Annotated in this window: 21 protein-coding genes; 20 read left to right on the forward strand and 1 reads right to left on the reverse strand. The window is 68.7% G+C overall.

The features are described from left to right. Positions 1-7 precede the first annotated feature (7 nt). From QQM72_RS27990 to QQM72_RS28085, 20 genes are all read left to right on the forward strand, one after another. Positions 8-739: a hypothetical protein gene (locus QQM72_RS27990; RefSeq protein ID WP_314223613.1), complete on the forward strand. Its 732-nt coding sequence runs from the start codon at positions 8-10 to the stop codon at positions 737-739. A gap of 9 nt (positions 740-748) precedes the next feature. Further along, entirely contained in the window at positions 749-886 is a 138-nt protein-coding gene (locus tag QQM72_RS27995) for a hypothetical protein (RefSeq protein WP_314223614.1), read from the forward strand. A 65-nt stretch (positions 887-951) separates the two neighbouring features. Then, a complete protein-coding gene (locus QQM72_RS28000; RefSeq protein WP_314223615.1) occupies positions 952-1,614 on the forward strand; it encodes a hypothetical protein in 663 nt (220 codons plus the stop codon). Between the two features lie 96 nt (positions 1,615-1,710). Further along, positions 1,711-2,355 (forward strand): hypothetical protein, encoded by a 645-nt coding sequence (locus tag QQM72_RS28005; protein ID WP_314223616.1) that lies wholly within the window; start codon positions 1,711-1,713, stop codon positions 2,353-2,355. A gap of 403 nt (positions 2,356-2,758) precedes the next feature. Continuing rightward, a complete protein-coding gene (locus tag QQM72_RS28010) occupies positions 2,759-3,436 on the forward strand; it encodes a GGDEF domain-containing protein (RefSeq protein ID WP_314223617.1) in 678 nt (225 codons plus the stop codon). Further along, the gene (locus QQM72_RS28015) at positions 3,433-3,873 is read left to right on the forward strand and encodes an ASCH domain-containing protein (protein WP_314223618.1); all 441 of its coding nucleotides are present in this window, start codon (positions 3,433-3,435) and stop codon (positions 3,871-3,873) included. The genes QQM72_RS28010 and QQM72_RS28015 overlap by 4 nt, the downstream gene beginning before the upstream one ends. Before the next feature lie 140 nt (positions 3,874-4,013). Continuing rightward, positions 4,014-4,160 (forward strand): hypothetical protein, encoded by a 147-nt coding sequence (locus QQM72_RS28020; protein WP_314223619.1) that lies wholly within the window; start codon positions 4,014-4,016, stop codon positions 4,158-4,160. A gap of 21 nt (positions 4,161-4,181) precedes the next feature. Next, positions 4,182-4,355 carry a hypothetical protein gene (locus QQM72_RS28025; RefSeq protein ID WP_314223620.1) on the forward strand — a complete coding sequence of 58 codons (174 nt, stop codon included), beginning with the start codon at positions 4,182-4,184 and terminating at the stop codon, positions 4,353-4,355. Between the two features lie 11 nt (positions 4,356-4,366). After that, on the forward strand, positions 4,367-5,236 hold the full coding sequence (locus tag QQM72_RS28030; protein WP_314223621.1) for an Lsr2 family DNA-binding protein: 870 nt from the start codon (positions 4,367-4,369) through the stop codon (positions 5,234-5,236). Continuing rightward, complete coding sequence (locus tag QQM72_RS28035; protein ID WP_314223622.1) at positions 5,236-5,706, forward strand: hypothetical protein; 471 nt, start codon at positions 5,236-5,238, stop codon at positions 5,704-5,706. The genes QQM72_RS28030 and QQM72_RS28035 overlap by 1 nt, the downstream gene beginning before the upstream one ends. Beyond that, positions 5,706-5,885 carry a hypothetical protein gene (locus QQM72_RS28040; RefSeq protein WP_314223623.1) on the forward strand — a complete coding sequence of 60 codons (180 nt, stop codon included), beginning with the start codon at positions 5,706-5,708 and terminating at the stop codon, positions 5,883-5,885. The genes QQM72_RS28035 and QQM72_RS28040 overlap by 1 nt, the downstream gene beginning before the upstream one ends. A 74-nt stretch (positions 5,886-5,959) precedes the next feature. Continuing rightward, positions 5,960-6,199: a hypothetical protein gene (locus tag QQM72_RS28045; RefSeq protein ID WP_314223624.1), complete on the forward strand. Its 240-nt coding sequence runs from the start codon at positions 5,960-5,962 to the stop codon at positions 6,197-6,199. 104 nt (positions 6,200-6,303) lie between these two features. Next, positions 6,304-6,840 carry a hypothetical protein gene (locus tag QQM72_RS28050; protein ID WP_314223625.1) on the forward strand — a complete coding sequence of 179 codons (537 nt, stop codon included), beginning with the start codon at positions 6,304-6,306 and terminating at the stop codon, positions 6,838-6,840. Positions 6,841-6,876: 36 nt separating this feature from the next. Beyond that, positions 6,877-7,044 carry a hypothetical protein gene (locus QQM72_RS28055; RefSeq protein WP_314223626.1) on the forward strand — a complete coding sequence of 56 codons (168 nt, stop codon included), beginning with the start codon at positions 6,877-6,879 and terminating at the stop codon, positions 7,042-7,044. A 36-nt stretch (positions 7,045-7,080) separates the two neighbouring features. Continuing rightward, complete coding sequence (locus QQM72_RS28060) at positions 7,081-7,464, forward strand: hypothetical protein (protein WP_314223627.1); 384 nt, start codon at positions 7,081-7,083, stop codon at positions 7,462-7,464. Between the two features lie 75 nt (positions 7,465-7,539). Then, positions 7,540-7,947 carry a RapZ C-terminal domain-containing protein gene (locus tag QQM72_RS28065; protein WP_314223628.1) on the forward strand — a complete coding sequence of 136 codons (408 nt, stop codon included), beginning with the start codon at positions 7,540-7,542 and terminating at the stop codon, positions 7,945-7,947. Positions 7,948-8,053: 106 nt separating this feature from the next. Next, a complete protein-coding gene (locus tag QQM72_RS28070) occupies positions 8,054-8,977 on the forward strand; it encodes a DUF1643 domain-containing protein (RefSeq protein WP_314223629.1) in 924 nt (307 codons plus the stop codon). 398 nt (positions 8,978-9,375) lie between these two features. Next, positions 9,376-10,743 (forward strand): ParB/RepB/Spo0J family partition protein, encoded by a 1,368-nt coding sequence (locus QQM72_RS28075; RefSeq protein ID WP_314223630.1) that lies wholly within the window; start codon positions 9,376-9,378, stop codon positions 10,741-10,743. A gap of 95 nt (positions 10,744-10,838) precedes the next feature. Next, positions 10,839-11,744, forward strand: coding sequence for a ParA family protein (locus tag QQM72_RS28080; protein ID WP_314223631.1), 906 nt, complete (start codon positions 10,839-10,841; stop codon positions 11,742-11,744). A 266-nt stretch (positions 11,745-12,010) separates the two neighbouring features. Further along, complete coding sequence (locus tag QQM72_RS28085; protein ID WP_314223701.1) at positions 12,011-13,864, forward strand: DUF2637 domain-containing protein; 1,854 nt, start codon at positions 12,011-12,013, stop codon at positions 13,862-13,864. 722 nt (positions 13,865-14,586) lie between these two features. Here the strand turns inward: QQM72_RS28085 and QQM72_RS28090 are convergent. Continuing rightward, positions 14,587-16,074, reverse strand: a complete 1,488-nt coding sequence (locus tag QQM72_RS28090) for a DUF6883 domain-containing protein (protein WP_314223632.1) — start codon at positions 16,072-16,074, stop codon at positions 14,587-14,589. Positions 16,075-16,532: the final 458 nt, after the last annotated feature.

Raw genomic sequence — 16,532 nt, forward strand, 5'->3', positions numbered from 1 at the left:
ACTGCAGTTGACCAGCACGCCGACGAACAGCCCCCGGCCGCCGCTGGCCTGCTACTGGGCCCAGGAACCCGACGGAACCCGCTGGCTGGTGCCCGGATGCGTGGCCCGATGCACGACGCGGACATACCAGCCCGACTACAGCGATCTCGGCACCACGCTGTCGGCGGGCTGGACCGAGCAGTACACGCTGGAGACCGGCGACGGCACCACCGTCCCGACCGGACCGGCACACCTCCTGCAGCTGCTCGACTCCCGCCACGCCATGCCCTTCCCGGCCGACGAGCGCGCCGACCAGCTCGCCCGCATCGTCGACCGGGCTCTCGCCGAGCAGCCCGACGACGACCTGACGTGCGCGAGCATCACCAGCGACGTCATCCAGCGGCGGGCGGCTGCTGAAGGCACGTCGACGTCACGCACACCGAGGCCGTCGACGTCATCAACGAGCGCCTCTACCAGCGCAGGCTCCGTCTCGCGCCCGCCGCCCCCGAAGACCAGGAGACAAGCGGGGACGCGTCGCCGACAGACGCCCGCCCGGGCCCCGCCACGACGGCGGCCTGAAACCACGACCTCCCCACCGCGTGGTCGGCCCGACCACAGCATCGGACCGAGCACTCCAGCGCCCGGGTCCGTCATCGTCGGCCCGACCATCACCCCGACCACGGCAGCCCAGAACACGTTGCCTGATCGTGACCGGTGGTCGGGGCTGATGGTCGCCGCCCTGGTCGGGGCTCCACGGTGAGGTGCCCCCATGGACCTCACGCCCGTGCCCGCCCCGGACGGCAACGCAGCAGAGAACCCCATCGAACCTCAGGACGAGCACGGGACCGTCGCCGGTCAACGCGACGCGCACCACCAGCTGCTCGGCCCTTTCGCACAGGCCGCCTGATCCCGGATCAGGCGGCCTCCCCGCGTTTCCACCCTGCTCCCGGACTCCCCAAGGAGGAGAAGCCCATGGGCAAGACCATGCGCACCACCGCCGCCATCGCCTTGGCAGGCTTCGAAAACGTCGTCATGCTGGCCGCCGCCGGAACCGGCGGCGTACTGGGCTACAACGCGCCCGCCCTGCTGATCGACGCCGGGGTCGACGGCTGGCCCGCCAGCACCACGTCGACCTGGGCCGCCTTCTCCGCAGGCCTCATCGCAATCGCCTTCGCCTTCGGGGTCAGCGAGCTCCTCGACTCGTTCATGTCGCCGCTGCGCGCCCTCACCCGCACCTCGACCTCCCCGGCCTACGGGCTGGGCGCGCAGGAGACGGACGAGGACTTGCCCACCGACGCCGAGGACCTCATCGACCGCCTGACCGAGGCCGCCCGGGCCGGCGGCGCCCACGAGGCCGCGATGTATTCCGGGAGGGTCGACCCCGCCGGGAACCTCCTGCACAAGACCAAGCTGTGGGTGGGCATCGACGCCACCAGCGCCCTGTTCCCCCTCACCGACGGCGCCTACGTGCACTACCGCAAGAACGAGAACGGCAGGTTCGCGACCCACGAATACGCCTTCGTCGCCCCGGAGACCGAGGACGAGCCCGTCCCCGTCACGTCCATGGACCAGGTGCGCGACCTCCTGGAGCAGCACCTCAACCACGAGGTGGAGGACCAGCCGGTCAGCGCCTGACCTGCCGGACCCCTGTGCCGCCCCGACCCCTCGCGGGCCGGGGCAGTGCAGAGGCCCGGCAGACGGGCTCCGACCGACACGGAGGGCCAGCGCCCCATGACGACCATGGACATCACCCACAGCCGCACGGAGGCACCCGAGTCCGCCGAGGCCGTGGGCCCCAGCACCCGAGCCACGGAAACACCGATGATCAGCGAGCTGGTCGTGGCGACGCTCCATCTGGAGCACCTGGCCGAGACGGCCCGCCCGCCCGAGGACGAGACCGCCGCTCACCTGAACGGCATCACGCCCGAGCAGCAGCGCTCCTTCGTCCTGGGCAACGCCGACCGCATCCGCGCCGCCCTCGACAAGATCACCGCCCCGTACGAGACGCCCGCAACGCTGGTGCCCCCCCGACGCCGACCCGGCCGAAGACGACGGCCTCGACCTCCAGCCGCCGACCTGCTGCCCCCCGACCGACGCGCCATTGCCACGATCCCGGAGACGGCAGCCGTGCATGCCGTACTCGACGGTGACCGGAACGACGCTCAGCGGATCGTCGCCGCCATGCTCCCCGACGAGCGCGCCGCGTTCGCGAGCCAGCTCGACGAACTCCGCAAGCTCCTCGGCCTGGTCTGCGACAACTGCGGTTGCCTGGCCGAGCTCGGGACCGGCACGACCGACCCCTTCGCCGCGGTGTGCCGCTTCCTGTGCGATGCCTGCTCGGCCGGCCTCCGGCGCGTCCACCGCACACCCCGCTGACGGACCACTGCGACGACCCGCACACACCACAGCGTCGACGCAGCCCGCGCCCCCGACACCTGACAGACGACTGACGTAGCCCGTCACCACTGAGGCCATCCCATGGCCTTACAGCCACCCACCACAGAGACCAGGAGCACCTCCCACGTGACCGACCCCTCACTCCGGTCGAACTCCCCGGCGGCCGATCACGATCCATCGGGAGTTCTGACCAGCCGCGCCACGCGTGACTGACGCTCCGTGCCGCCCCGGCCCCCGTTCGACGGAGGTCGGGGCGGTCGCGGTAGTGCCTCATCACCGAGCACTAGCTGTAGCTCTGCCCGGGACAGCCGCTCTGCTTGGCGGCTTCGTCGGCTGCCCCGGGCCCATCCATCCCGTACGAGACGAGACGGAGAACCCAAGTATGTCTTCCCTCCTGCGCGTTCAGGGCCGGATCGGCCAGCGCACCCTCTTACTGACGACCGCCGCCCTGCCGCTGACCGGCTGGGCGGTCCACGCTGTCGCCCTGCACCGGCAGCTTGCGGCCACCCGCCGCGACCCGCTGACTGGCCTGCTGCGCCGCGACTCATACACTGTCCGCGCCCGCCGGCTCCTGTCCCGCCACGGCGACGACACGGCCGTGGTCCTTATCGACCAGGACCACTTCAAGGCCGTGAACGACGACTTCGGCCACGCGGCCGGAGACGCCGTCTTGGCCGCCACCGCCGCCCGGCTCACCGCCTGGGCGGGCCCGCGCGGCGCTGTCGGCCGCCTCGGTGGTGACGAGTTCGCCGTCGTCCTGGAGCTGCCCGCCGGCCGCCTGGAGCAGCGCCTTGCGCAGCTGGTCCGCATGCTCCACACGCCCGTCGTCCTGGACGACGGCCGCACCGTCGACGTCGCTGCCTCGGTGGGTGCCGCGATCCCGGCCGCGGTCGATTCCCGCGACCTGAGCCTATTGCAGCGGGCCGCCGACGCCGCGCTGTACGACGGCAAGCACACCGGCCGCGCCGCCATCGTCGCACCCGAGCACGCCATGGTGCCGACCATCAACGGCCGCCGCGTCGGGCGTCCGGGCACGGCGGTGTGGGGGCGGGCCGCATGAGCGCCGCGACCCTGCCCGAGGGCGACTGGATCCGCGGAATCAGCATCCGGCAGCCGTACGCGGCCTGCATCCTCGCCGGGGCCAAGACCGTGGAGAACCGCCCCGGCCAGTGGCGGACCGGCTGGGTGCTGCTGCACACGAGCAAGACCATCGACCAGCCCGCCCTGCGTACCCCGCTGATCGGCCGCACGATCCGCGGCCGTCAGCTGGTCACGGGCGCGGTCATCGGCGTTGCCCGGATCACCGACTGCCACCAGGACCCCGAGGGAGCGCCGCTCTGCTCGGAGTGGGCCCACCCGGCCGCCTGGCACCTGGTCCTCGACGACGTCCAGGAGCTCGCCCTGCCCATCCCCGCACGTGGGCAGGTCGTGCCCTGGAAGCCGTCGCCGGACCTGGTGGCGCAAGTGTTCCAGCAGCTGCCCGGCTTCAGGCCGTGAAGGGCTGTCCCAGCAAGAAGGAGTCGCCGTTCGAGCCGGGCCTGATCCCGGCTCCCGGCGGCCTCCTGGAATGGCGCGACGCTCGGCACTTCGACCGCTGGAGGGACCTGCCGTGCGTGTTGTGCGGGAGGCCCACACCGATGCGCTCGCACTCCGAAGAGCCCGTGCACAAGGTGTGCGCCGAAAGCTGGCTAGCCGCCAACCCCGTCGAGGCCCGCCTCGGGCGGTTCGCCTCGGACACCAAGCCGAAGCCCAAGTCCCAGGGCCAAGGCGACGACCATGCCTGACTCCTCCGCCTGGAGGCTCCCATGAGTGACACCCACCGCGGCGTCGACCACGCCCTCGCCTACCCGGAGCCGCCCGCATCCTCGCTCTGGCACCGGCACGGCGCGAAGGCTCGGCCGCTCACCGACGCGCAGCGGAATCGCAATCGCGAGCTCTTGGATCTCGCGCAGCGCAAGCCCCGCACCACCGCCGCGTAGGAGGGCCAGCCATGTTCACCGACATGAAAGAGGCCCTCGAAGCCGAGGCCCTTGAACTCACCCCGCTGGGCAGTGACCAGAGCAGCGCCGCCTCCGTGGTGGTCGCCCACCACGCCCGTGACAAAGACGACCTCGCGGACCTGCTGGGCGCCCTCGGACTGCCCTGCGCCCAAGACGACCTCGTGCGACTGCTCCCGCACCTCACCACCACCGATGACACCGCCACCGGAGATCCGATGACCGCCAACGCCTTCACCGCCACGGCCGCCTCCATGCTCAAGAACGGCGACAGCCCCGAGCACGTCCGCAGCACGCTCGGACTGTCAGAGAGCGAACTCGCCGAAGCCGTGAAGCACGCCGACCTGCCCACCCCCACCGCCGTCCCCGTCCCGAACACGGACGACAGCACCAACGCCCCGGAGGCGGTGGTCCCGGCGTTCGACGGCACGCCGGACACCGACGGGATCGAGGCCCTGCTGTCCTGGGCGGAGAGCCACCCCGCCGCCAGCATCCGCAACCGGGCTGCCCGCGTCCGCAGCAACCTCACTGAGCTGACCGAGCGCCGCGCCACCGACGCCGCCCAGCGGGAGGCAGAGGAACGAGTCGCCAAGGCCAAGGCCGAACTCGAGGCCGCGCACGAGCAGCTGCGCGCGGTGAAGGCCGGCGGCCGCGCCGCCACGGCGGTCCAGGACGCCACACCCCCGACCCCCGCAACGGCCCCGGCCGCGACCGGCAAGCGCAGCAAGGAAGAGCTGGCCGCGATCCGGACGTGGGCGCGGGCCAACGGATACCGGGTCGCCGACACGGGCAACCCGGCCACGGCCGTCCTGGACGCCTACGACGCCGCCCACCGCACCACCGCCCTGGTGGAGGCGATCTGATGGATACCAAGAACCTCACCGTCAACGGCTTCCTCGACACCGTCCCCACACCCGGCGCCACGCTGTACACCGCCCAGTTCCAGCTGGTCGTCTCGCCCACCGACAACGTCGTGGACGACGTGATCTGGTCTTGCACCACCAGCAAACCCGAAATCGTGCACGCACTGCTCACCGAAATCCAGCCCGGGGACCTGCTGCACGTCTCCGGCGTCCTCACCCAGCCCGACAACCCGGCGAAGCCCGCCCGGCTCACCGTCGATGCCCTGGAGGTCCTGGCCACCGCACCGGCCCGCGCACTCCAGGAGATGGTTCTCGACAGGTACGGCGACTACGTCGTGGTGTTCGACGCCGACACCGACGCCGTGCCCGTGTTCACCGCCCTCGGGCAGTGGGTCGGCGAGGCGGAGAGCCCCGACACCATCGGCACGCTGATCGAGATCCACGAGCGCGTGAACGGCGGCGACGCCTGATGGCCACCACCACCGCGCAGGCCACCCGGACCGTCCTGGAGCGGTTCCCCGCCGGAGATCCCCGCGGCTCGTGGCCGGCGGAAGAGTTCGCCGCCGCCCGGCGCGACCAGGGCATCGGCGCCCGCGTCGTGATGAACCTGCCGACGGACCAGTTCCTCGTTGTCGTCGACACCCCCTGACCACCTCAACCCGAGCGCCGTGCCCCGTCCCCGTCGACAGGGCACGGCGCTCCCTGCGTCCCCACATGAGAGCCATGGCCAGCGTCACCATCCACGTGGAACCCCGACACGCCGACAACGCCACCTGCGACCACAAGGTGAAGCCCTCGGGCAAGCCGCGCGACCCCGCCTCCGGCTGCACCGGCCGCACCGCCTACGCCGTCGTCTGCTCCGAGCACGGCGACGTCGGCACGCCCCACCACGTCAAGCAGCTCGCCGAGCCCGCGGCCACCGAGCACCGCCAGGAGCACCGCGCCGCCCTCGCCACGCGCTGAACCCATGCCCGGCCCGACCGGGATGCCTCATGCCTGCGGGGCGGCCGTCGACGCAGATTCCGGCCGCCCGCCGGCACCCACCGCACGAAGGAGCACTCCTCTTCATGACCGGCACCCCTCACCTCACCCGCCTGCGCACCCGGATGCTCGCCACCGCCTACACTGACGCGGACTTCTGGGCTCGCCGCTGGGCCTTCCTCACCGACCGGGCCGTGGGCGCGCTCGCCCGCCGCGACCCCGCCGCAGCCGAGACCCTCGCCGCGTCGCTCTTAGCACCGGAGTTCCTCCACGACACCCAGATCCTGGGCGCGGCCGTGGAGGCCGGCATCGACACCAACCACTGGGAAGAGCGCCGCGAGAAGGCACGCTCCTACGCCCGTGAGGCCCATGAGCTGCCCCCACGGTTCGACCCGGACACCGAAGCCCGCAGGGTCTGGGCGTCGCTGTTCGAGCACTACCGGCCGATCGCGGCCGCCCTGGCCGGCTACCTCCGTGAACTGCCGCCCACCTGGCAGGAGGACCTGTTCACCCCCAGCCCCGACTCCCCCGCAGGCCACCGGCCGGACCCGGAGCGGCCGGGACCGGAGACCGCACCGTACGACGTGTCCTGGGAGGACTGCCCGGCCTGCTTCGAAGCCTAGGACCAGTGCCGCTACCACGCAGGCGTCGTCGCCGGCATGGAATACCAGCGGGACCTGATCACCACGGCCCTGACCGACCACACGGCCATGGACCAGCTCCAGCATCGCCACGCCGAACTCGACGCCCAACGCGCCCGGCAGGCGACCTCCGCCGCCACCAGCACCCCGCCGGCCGACCCCACCACCCCGGCGGCCACTGCCTGACGACGGCCGCCGCGAACCACGGCAACGAGAGGAACCATGACCGCCCCTCCCACCCCCAGCACTAGGGCTTCCGACGCGGCCGCCGCCCTACTGGCCGCCCACCCCGACCTCTCCGCGAAGTCAGTGGACGCCGCCGACGTGAAAGGCCTCGGACCGGCCGCGCTGATCCAGGTCGAAGACAGGACAGCCTTACAGACCTGGGCACAGGCACTGAACACGACCGCCCACCGGACCGGCGCCAGCGCCTACGGCACCACCGAGCCCCACCAGGACGGCATGCCCGACTGGCTCTGGTGGCGGATGACATTCATCGACACCACCGTCGACCAGACCCCCATCCGACTGTGGACGCTGGAAGCCTCCGACCAGCCCCGCGCCCTGGCCGCCCTCCTCGCAGCCACCGCACACGCCGCCAACTGACCGCGCGGGGCGGCTCGCTCTCCGTTTCCGGCCGCTCGCTGATCCCCCACCTCTTCGAAGGGACCCTCCATCCACATGTCTGAGCGCAGCATCAAGCTCACGTCGTTCGGATACCTCCACCTCGACCAGGACGCGAAAGGTCGCCCGGTCCCGCCACAGGCCGACCGCATCGAGGACGTCCGCGACCGCCTCCGCGACCCTGCCGCCGCCCGCGACATCCTGGACCTCGACGGCCTCAACCCCCGCGTGCAGGACGTCGTCCTGGCCACCCCCGGCGCCCGCGAGCTCCTCGACAACCTCACCGCCTACGCCCAGCTGCCCGCCGGGCCCCGACACATCGCCATCGGATGCGCCGGCGGCCGCCACCGGGCCAGCGGCCTCACCGAACTCCTCGCGCGAAACCTGCGCAAACAAGGCCTGGAGGTTGAGGTCGAACACCTCCACGTCCACCTGCCTCGCGTTCTCAACACGCCGACCGGCTGACCTGAACCACAGGTCAGCTCCAGGACTAGACGTCGAACCGCTCCGCCCGCGTTGGACACCGGCCGGCCCAAGACCAGATTCACTCCGACCACGAAACGGATCACCGATGGCGAAACCCTTACCCGTCAAACCCCGTGAGGTGCGGCGCTCCGCCGTCCTGTCCGACTGCGGCCAGTACCGCTACCTGCTTGCACGCGAGTGGGCAGACGCAGGCAAAAGCGCCGTCTTCGTCCTCCTGAACCCGTCCACCGCCGACGCGACCACGGACGACGCCACCACCGCGCGCTGCATCAAGTACGCCCAGAGCTGGGGCTGCGGAGCCCTCCTCATCGTCAACCTGTACGCGTGGCGGGCCACCAAGCCCCGCGACCTGGCAACGGTGGACGACCCCGTCGGGCCGGAGAGCGCTGCCTATCTCCGAGTCGCGGCCGCCGTCGCCGAACACACCGGCGGCCCCCTCGTCGCGGGGTGGGGAACGCACGCCCATCCCCAACGCGTCACCGACGTCCTCGCTCTTCCCGGCATGCACCGGCTGAGCACGCTCGCCATCACGCAAGGCGGCCACCCCCACCACCCGCTTCGGCTTCGCGAAGATCTCACCCCGCAACCCTGGGAAGCCCGACCCTCCCGTCTCCTGACGTCCGAAACAGAAGTGCAGTACGCCGTCGTCCTCGCCAGGCCGGGCCTGCCCGACATACGCCTCGGCCCCTACGACTACCTCCACCAGGCCGTGTCCATCGCCACCGGCCTCCGTCTGCAACGGACCAGCACCCAGCACGTCCCTGGCACGACCGTGACCGTGCATCCCCATCTCCCTTGGCTCGACTACCTCGACCCACACGTTCCGAGGGACCCGGACCAACTCGCCATGCTGATGGACAGCGACCCAGACGGGGACGGCTCCGGCCGCAACTTCCCTGATCTCTGGGCACGCCTGCACGCACAGGAGGGATACGAAGAAGCCGCCCGTATCTGGAAGAGTGCCTGCTTCGCGTACGGCGCGCTCCTCGGCTCCGTGGAAGCCGGATAACCACGGCCACCCACTGGCGGCCGTCCAGCCAACAGACCGTGACCATGAGGCACCGCACCCCGGACACAGATCCGGGGTGCGGGGCCTTTCGTGTTTGTGAGTCTCTCCGTGCTGTAGCCGGACCTTGGCTCGGCCGTCCCTGACACCCAGCGTGGTACGCGGCGCAGGGAGAGGTCATCCGATCGAGTATTCCGACGGAATATCGGTCCCCCAGGCCGATGCACGGCTGCATGCTGGATGGGCGGACACAACGGGACGAGAGCTATCAAGAGTGGGTGTAATGATCGCCTCGCAGTCTCGGATATTCCGACGGAATACCGCCCCGTTGGCGAGGACCGGGCTACCAGCCCGCTAGGGTCACCTGCAGTTAGCACCCTTTCGTCTCAGGAGTACCCCTCATGGCCGCTGGCGCCTCCGGGCCCACGATGACTTTCGGCAAGAAGAAGAAGTCCCGAAGCATCTGGGACGACCCTGATGCCGTTGAGGTCGTCGAAATCCCCCTTGAGCAACTCCACCCCAACCCATTCAACCCCCGTCTCGTCTACCGGGACGAGGACATCGACGATCTCACCGAGTCGATCAAGGCAGAAGGCGGAGTCCTGCAGGACCTGTCCGTCGCTGAAGTTGAAGGCTTCCTCGAGTACTGGCGCGCCCGCCTCGCTGAGACCCAGCCGGAGAAGCTTGACGAGCTGGAGGAAAGGCTGGGATCGGTCCCGGCAGGGGACTACGTCACCCTGATCGGGCACAACAGGGCTATCTCGCTGGCACGGGCTGGCCACGACACTGCTCCCTGCAAAGTCACGAACTCGAAGATCCCCAGGGCGCGACTCCTCGGCCTGCCGGAGAACATGCGGCGGATCCCGCTCAACCCGATCGAAGAGGCCTTGGGCTTTCAAGGAGCGCTCGACGACGGGCTGCTTCAAGCGGAGGTCGCCGCACAGACCGGTTGCAGGCAGCCTCACATCTCGCGCCGGATCAAGCTCCTGAAGCTGCCCACCGAAGTTCAAAAGGCCGTTATGGACGGACTCGCTGTCAGCGAGGCAGAGATCCTGCTCGACAGGCTGCCTACGCCGGAGCACCACCTGCAGGCCTGGCTGGTCATGAAGGAGGAGGGAATCAAGGCCGCCTTCGCCGCGGCCAAGGTTCTGGCACCGCCGACACCCACAACCTCCAAGGCCGAGCCGGCTCCTCCCGTCCCGCAGCAGCAGAAGCATTCCCCCGACGAGTCACGACCCGAGGTAGCTCCGAAAACGGTCGCCGCCTCTGAAAAGACCAAGCCAGGCGGCTCCGGCCTCGACTCCTCCGTCCAACAAACCGGGCGGACGACCCTCGAGACCCAGAATGAACCGAAACCCGATCCAAGCGCTGAAGCGGCACAAATGCGAGTGCAGGCCTGCCGCACAATCTTGGAACTGGGGGTCCCATCGAACCCGCGGGAGACCTTGCGTCTTCTCGCCCCCGCCCTTCTCGCTGCCCCGAGCAAGACCGCGCGGGAGACGGCCCACGAGTGGCTCCAGTCAGCCGCCAAGCCCATCGGGCCTAACGTAAGCAAGCCGGACAAGTACTTCGCGGAGGTGTCCGCATCCGGCGACGCAAGGCTGACCGCCCACGTCGCCGTGGCTGTCGCCCTGGCAGTTGCCGAGCAGCGCGCGGCCAATGACAGCCGGCCCTGGGACGTCCAGGACCGCGACTATCTCGCCCACCTCAAGTCCGCCGTCAACTATCAGCCCACCAACTGGGAGCTGGACCGCCTCGGCGGCAAGTGAGGCAGGATCGTGTTCAGTCGGAATACGGCGATCGCTGAGTCAGCGGTATTCCGACGGAATACGAGGGCGCCCCAGCACGACCCTCAGGAGAACCATTGCCAACCTCGAAGACCACGAACGCGTCCGATGCGCCGCGCATCTTCGCCTGCTCCGTCATCGCCGGTGGCGCCGGCAAGACTCAGGACGTCATCAACCTCGCCGTTGAAGCAGCCGGACGAGGGTATTCCGTCGCTGTCGCCGACTTCGACCCCCAGCGCACCGCATCCCACATCCTCGGCTACCAGGACCCACCTGAGGGTCAGCCCACCATCTTCCATGTTCTGCAAGGGAAGAACGGTCTTGAGGAAGCAGTCGTACCGGCCCGCTACCGCGTCGGTGAAGGCGAAGACGACAGCGCGTTCCGCCATATCCCCAACCTCGACCTCATCCTCGGCACGCCGGAGATGGCGGATGCGGAAGTCAACCTCGGTCTCGACCCCGCCGGTGTGCTGTGGCTGCAGAACGTGCTGGACGAGCAGTTGCCCGCAGGGCGCTGGGACATCATGTTCTTCGACTGCGGACCGACACTCGGGATTCTCCTGCTGTCGATCGCCATGGTCGGCCCTGAGGTCATCGGATGCGTCGCCGACGAGTTCAAGTACATCATCGGCTTGCAGGACCTCGAAGACACCCTGGACAAGGGTGCGCGTAAGTTCCGCCGCTTCGGCTTCAAGACCGAGGTCCAGCACATCCTTGCCACAAACATCCCTCTCGACGCCCAGGGCAACATCCGGCGGAGCGGGGGAGCTGTCGCAGACGATGCCATCAAGGCCATCCGCAGCAACCCCGACTGGCACGACAAGCTGCTGCCCATCATCCGACGCAAGCAGCGCTTCAAGGACACCATCGTGACCCAGCGCCCACTGCGGTTCCTTGACCCCCGCAACGAGGCACTTGAGGACATTGCTGCTGTTGCGGACGCCCTCGGCATCCAACGCCTCAACTCCACGCGGAAGCGATGACGCGTATTCCGACGGAATACCCTGCACGCGGCGCCTGACCCCGCAGCCCGGGGCGGGCGCCGCACTGCTGCCGTAAGCAAGACAACACTGACCCGGAGGGCCAACTGCCCACTGCCGCAGATGGTCCTCATTGATCACTTTTCGCGGACGATCCGCCCAGAGCCCATCCCGAAGGGCCACAACCCGACGCACATCGTGGGAGTGTGAGAACAGCTCAGTTGTGAGGCGAGACAGGGGAGTGGGACGTGAGCACGGGGAGCGGCGAGATGCGCCGACCGGGCAGGGGGAACCGGATCCTGCTGACTCGGGCACAACGGATCCTCATCGGCGTGGTCGTCACCGGCGCAGTCATCATCGCCGGAATCGGCTTCGCAGGCTCCTACACGGCAGTCCGTGACCTCGCTGCCCAAAAGGGCTTCGGGAACTTCGCCTACGTCTTCCCTGTCGGCATCGATGCCGGCATCTGTGTGCTGCTCGCGCTGGATCTGTTGCTGACTTGGATCCGCATCCCCTTCCCGCTGCTGCGTCAGACGGCGTGGCTGCTGACGGCGGCGACGATCGCGTTCAACGGCGCGGCAGCCTGGCCCGACCCGCTCGGCGTCGGCATGCACGCGGTGATCCCGATCTTGTTCATCGTTGCCGTTGAGGCGGCCCGTCACGCGATCGGCCGGATAGCCGACATCACCGCGGACAAGCACATGGAGGGCGTCCGTCTCACTCGCTGGATCCTGTCTCCGGTCCCCACATTCCTGCTCTGGCGCCGGATGAAGCTGTGGGAGCTGCGTTCTTACGAGCAGGTCATCAAGCTGGAGCAGGAGCGGCTTGTCTACCAGGCCAGTCTCCGCTCCCGCTTCGGTCGCGCATGGCGGCGCAAGGCCCCTGTGGAGGCGTTGCTGCCCCTGCGGCTTGCCCGGTTCGGCGTCCCGCTCAGGGAGACTGCGCCTGCTGGCCTCGCTGCTGCCGGCATCGAAGGACCACCGATTTTCTTCACTGTCGAGCGCGTCTCCTCCCCCGACCAGCCTGAAAGCTCGGCGCTCGAGGCCACGCCACACGAGCAGCCAGATCCGGCGGTGCAGAGCCTCGAGGTGCGACCGGCGCAGTCTCCGGCCGAAGTACCCGAGCGGTCTCGTGATCTGCCGGAATCCGCTGAGAAGGACGCCGAGCGGTTTGCTGAGGCGTACCAGGCGTTCATCACGCAGTTCCAAGCCGAGCCGACTGCCACGCAGTGGGCCCTCTGGCTCCGCGACGTGTACGGCATCTCCACCGGGGCCGGCGAACCGCTCTCTGAAGGGCAACTGCAGCCCCTGCTCCGAGTTCTGCAGAACCGCTATGCGCTTTCCACCGTGGGAACCGCCGACCTGGAAGAGCCGCAGTCGACCGACCAGTCCTGGTACGACTACTTCTACAGCGCCTGGCGCAGCTACGCGGATGAGCGCGGCATCCATCCCGACGCTGCTGCCCTCGCGGCATACGTGTACGAGCGGGACACCATTACGGGCGACGGCGGCAACCCCATCACGGGCGAGGACCTGGCGGACTTCGTCGCGACCTTCCAGGAGCGAGAGTTCGGTGAGCCCGAGCCCCCATCCGAGGACGCCGCCGATCCGGTCGAGCAGGAAGCCGAAGAACCCCTCCCGGAGACGAGTGTCACGCAGTCGGCACCTGTCGGCGCTGGAGCACAGGCGGCGAAGGAGCCGCGCGGTCCCAGAGTGGATGCTCCGGTTGACGAGCCGCCGCAGGCCTCGAACGGAGGCGGCCTCACCACTCCCGACCGGTACTACCTCGCATGGATGGAGTACCAAGAGGAGAAGGGGAGCGAGCCCAGCGACAAGGAGCTGTCGGCCTACTGCGCAGCCAAGGGACTGCTCGGCCGCGGCAACAAACCCATCAGCCCGGCCAACTTGCGGCGTCATTTCCTGCGATGGCGCGTCTACAAAGTCTGGGCTGAGCAGCGGGCGCATGCCGAAGGCCCTGCGCACTCGGACCTTGCGCAAGCCTGCGCAGACCGGGGGATCACCGGCCAGCACAACAAGCCCATCACCCCCGACTTCATCGCCGAAGAGGCCGTGGACTTCGAGCGCCGGTGGCAAGCGCTCATCCGCCACCACGCCAGTACGTAGTTGTAGACGCCTCCGACACAACGTGCGTATCAGCAGTGCCTTCAACTTGCGCAATCAGCGAAACCCCTGATCAGAGTACGAATGCGCAGCCAAAGCGATCATTGCGCAGCCCTGCGCGCACTCGATTGCGCAGCCACCGCCCCTACGGGGAGGAGCCCCATGCGAGCCCTGCGCATCGACTTGGACGCCAACGTCACGGACCTCAACCTCACGCAGACCGATGCGCATCCGGAGATCCGGGAGCTCCTCGGAGCCCCTGACGCCGTCGATCAGGGGGCGCACCACCCGCGGGCCGTGATGCACATCCACGGCAGCGGCCGGCAGGCCGGGCTCCCGCAAACACTGGCCGCATGGGCGCCGGCCAGCGCCTGGCGCGGTATAAGCCTGTGCCCGCTAACCGGGGCCATCGTCGTCACGGGCCGCACAGAGACCGGGGACGTGACAGCACTTGACGATGATGAGGAATCGGCCAGGGCCGCTCGTCGCCCCACTTGCTCCGTCGTTCAAGCGAGTGAGGAGTTTCAGCGAGCGCCTCGCAGGTTGTCGACTGGGGCCGCCCGCTCGTGGAGTGTGCGGCCCGTGCCAGCCGGTCGAGGGCGCCTGCGGCAGCGCTCGCCCGCCCTCAGGCGGGGTGTGACCCAGATACGCCGAAAACCCGCTACGGGATGATCTTGACCCGACGGTTACTGGTCGCTGCCTCCAAGCGCAAGAGGAACGGAGGGTCAGTCCACCTCTTGTATGACGGAGCAGGATTGGTCCGCTGCCTGGAATACGCTGGCCATCGCCTCGGCCCACGCTGCCGCCGGCTCAAGGTCGAAGCACGGAGCGCTGATTCGTGCTCCGGGCTGGCTCTCTGAGGCACGCCCTGCACGCAGGAGCCACTGGACAAACTCGGTATCAGCGTCGGGGAAACAGACCCACGCGAACCCCACCAGCCCCTCAGCGATGACCTCGACTCCTTCCGGGCCTTCCAGCGCGATGGGCGTAGATCGGCATTCCTGCCTGGCCCGGTCCGCGACCTTCAGCGCGATCTTGTAAAGGCCGGCCCAGTCGCCAGGAATTATCGCTGGCGAGTCAACGGCGCCAGGGATCTTCTTCCCGGGGGTCAGCGTGACAAGTTGGGCGGGAGCACCATCCTCGATCTTCCACGCAGCCGTGACCGGCTTGGTCTGGCCGTTTAGACCGACAACCGGAGCACTGATCTCGAACCGGAGATGCTGCGTGTCTCCATGCGCTGGCTCGTCTCTGAATTTCTGCGGCTCGGCACCATGCAGGGCTGAGAGCAGCTGGATCGCGAGGAGTCTCCAGTCGCTCTGCTCGATTCCCAGCTCTTGTTGGAAGAACCTCGCCTTCGGTCCGCCATCGGGATGGTCAAGCTTCAGAGCGTAGTCGTGCAACTTGCTCCGCAGGTCGTCCATCAGGGGCTGCTGACGGCCTACCTCGAATGACAAGCGACGTTCGGCCTCCTGGTACTGATGAACGAGGGCCGCGACCGACTCCTGGTAGGTCCTGCCACTGGAGAACGCGAGGGCGCCTAGCGTTACCGGAGCCTCGGACGGAACCGGGGCGGGGTTCCACGGGATCTGACAGAGGCGTTCGGCGATCGGATGATCTTCCAGGCCAATGCCAGCCACCGCCATACCCGCGAAGAGTTCCTCCGTCGAGATGCCCTCTTCGCCCGGGTGATCCATCCACCCCCGCGAATACCGCCACCCGGGAAGCAGGGAGAACACCTCTTGGTGGAGGGGGTCGTTCGGGTCGACTTCGATCGCACCGAGGTACCAGCTAAACGCCCGAAGCCGGTCGTCCAGCGATGCACGCAGCTCGCTCGGCAGCTGCGAAATCACACCGACGTAGACATTTGATGTCCCGAGAACCCACGGCGCGTGGGCACCCAGCGTGCTCCAGCGGCCTTCCCTGCCTCGGCACAGCGTGGAGGCTGAAGACCACAAGAGAAACGGATCGTGCGCCAACGTCAACTTGCCGTCGGAGGAGGAACTCTCCCAGCGGCGAGTCGGCAACATGAGTGAGCCCCAGTACGTCTGGAACTGGCACCGTCGGGGTTCATCAACGGTGAGGATGGCAGAGAGGATCGCCCGTTTGATCCTTGGACCGTACTCAAACTCGCGCGACAGAACAGGATCATCCGCGCTGACAAAGACGGCGATGGGCGCCTGGTGAGAGATCGCCGCGCCGAAGGCTTCAGTCATGCCCGCCAGTATTCGCGACGGTCGGACCGCCGAACACACCTGTGACATAGAACCAGGTACAGATCGAGCAGGCCGCCAGCCGATCAGCACGGTCAGACAGAGCCCGCCCAGGGACGAACACGACGCGACGGCTGAGATGGACCACTTCCGCTCGTTCCTCGCCGCGGCCAGACGAAGACGTCGCGGCGGGGGCCAATACAGGCGGCCCCTTCCTCGTGGTGCACGTCCGCAGGTCAGGTGCCTGATGGGTGGGGAGAGCCACTGAGCAGGTTTGGGTTTACCCAGAGCAGGGGGTGGCTGCTTTCAATCAAAGAGCGCCATCAACGACGACCTGGTCCAGCACGCGACCGCAGTTGCGCAGACCGTTCGGGAGACGCTGGCGCAGTGGCGCGACCTCCCGCTCCAACGAGGCCTCCATCAGCGAACTGCTTGCGTACGCAGCACGCGACGTCGCCCCC

Origin of the sequence: Streptomyces zaehneri (assembly GCF_032248645.1) — a bacterium.
In the GTDB taxonomy this organism is placed as follows: Bacteria; Actinomycetota; Actinomycetes; order Streptomycetales; family Streptomycetaceae; genus Streptomyces; species Streptomyces coriariae.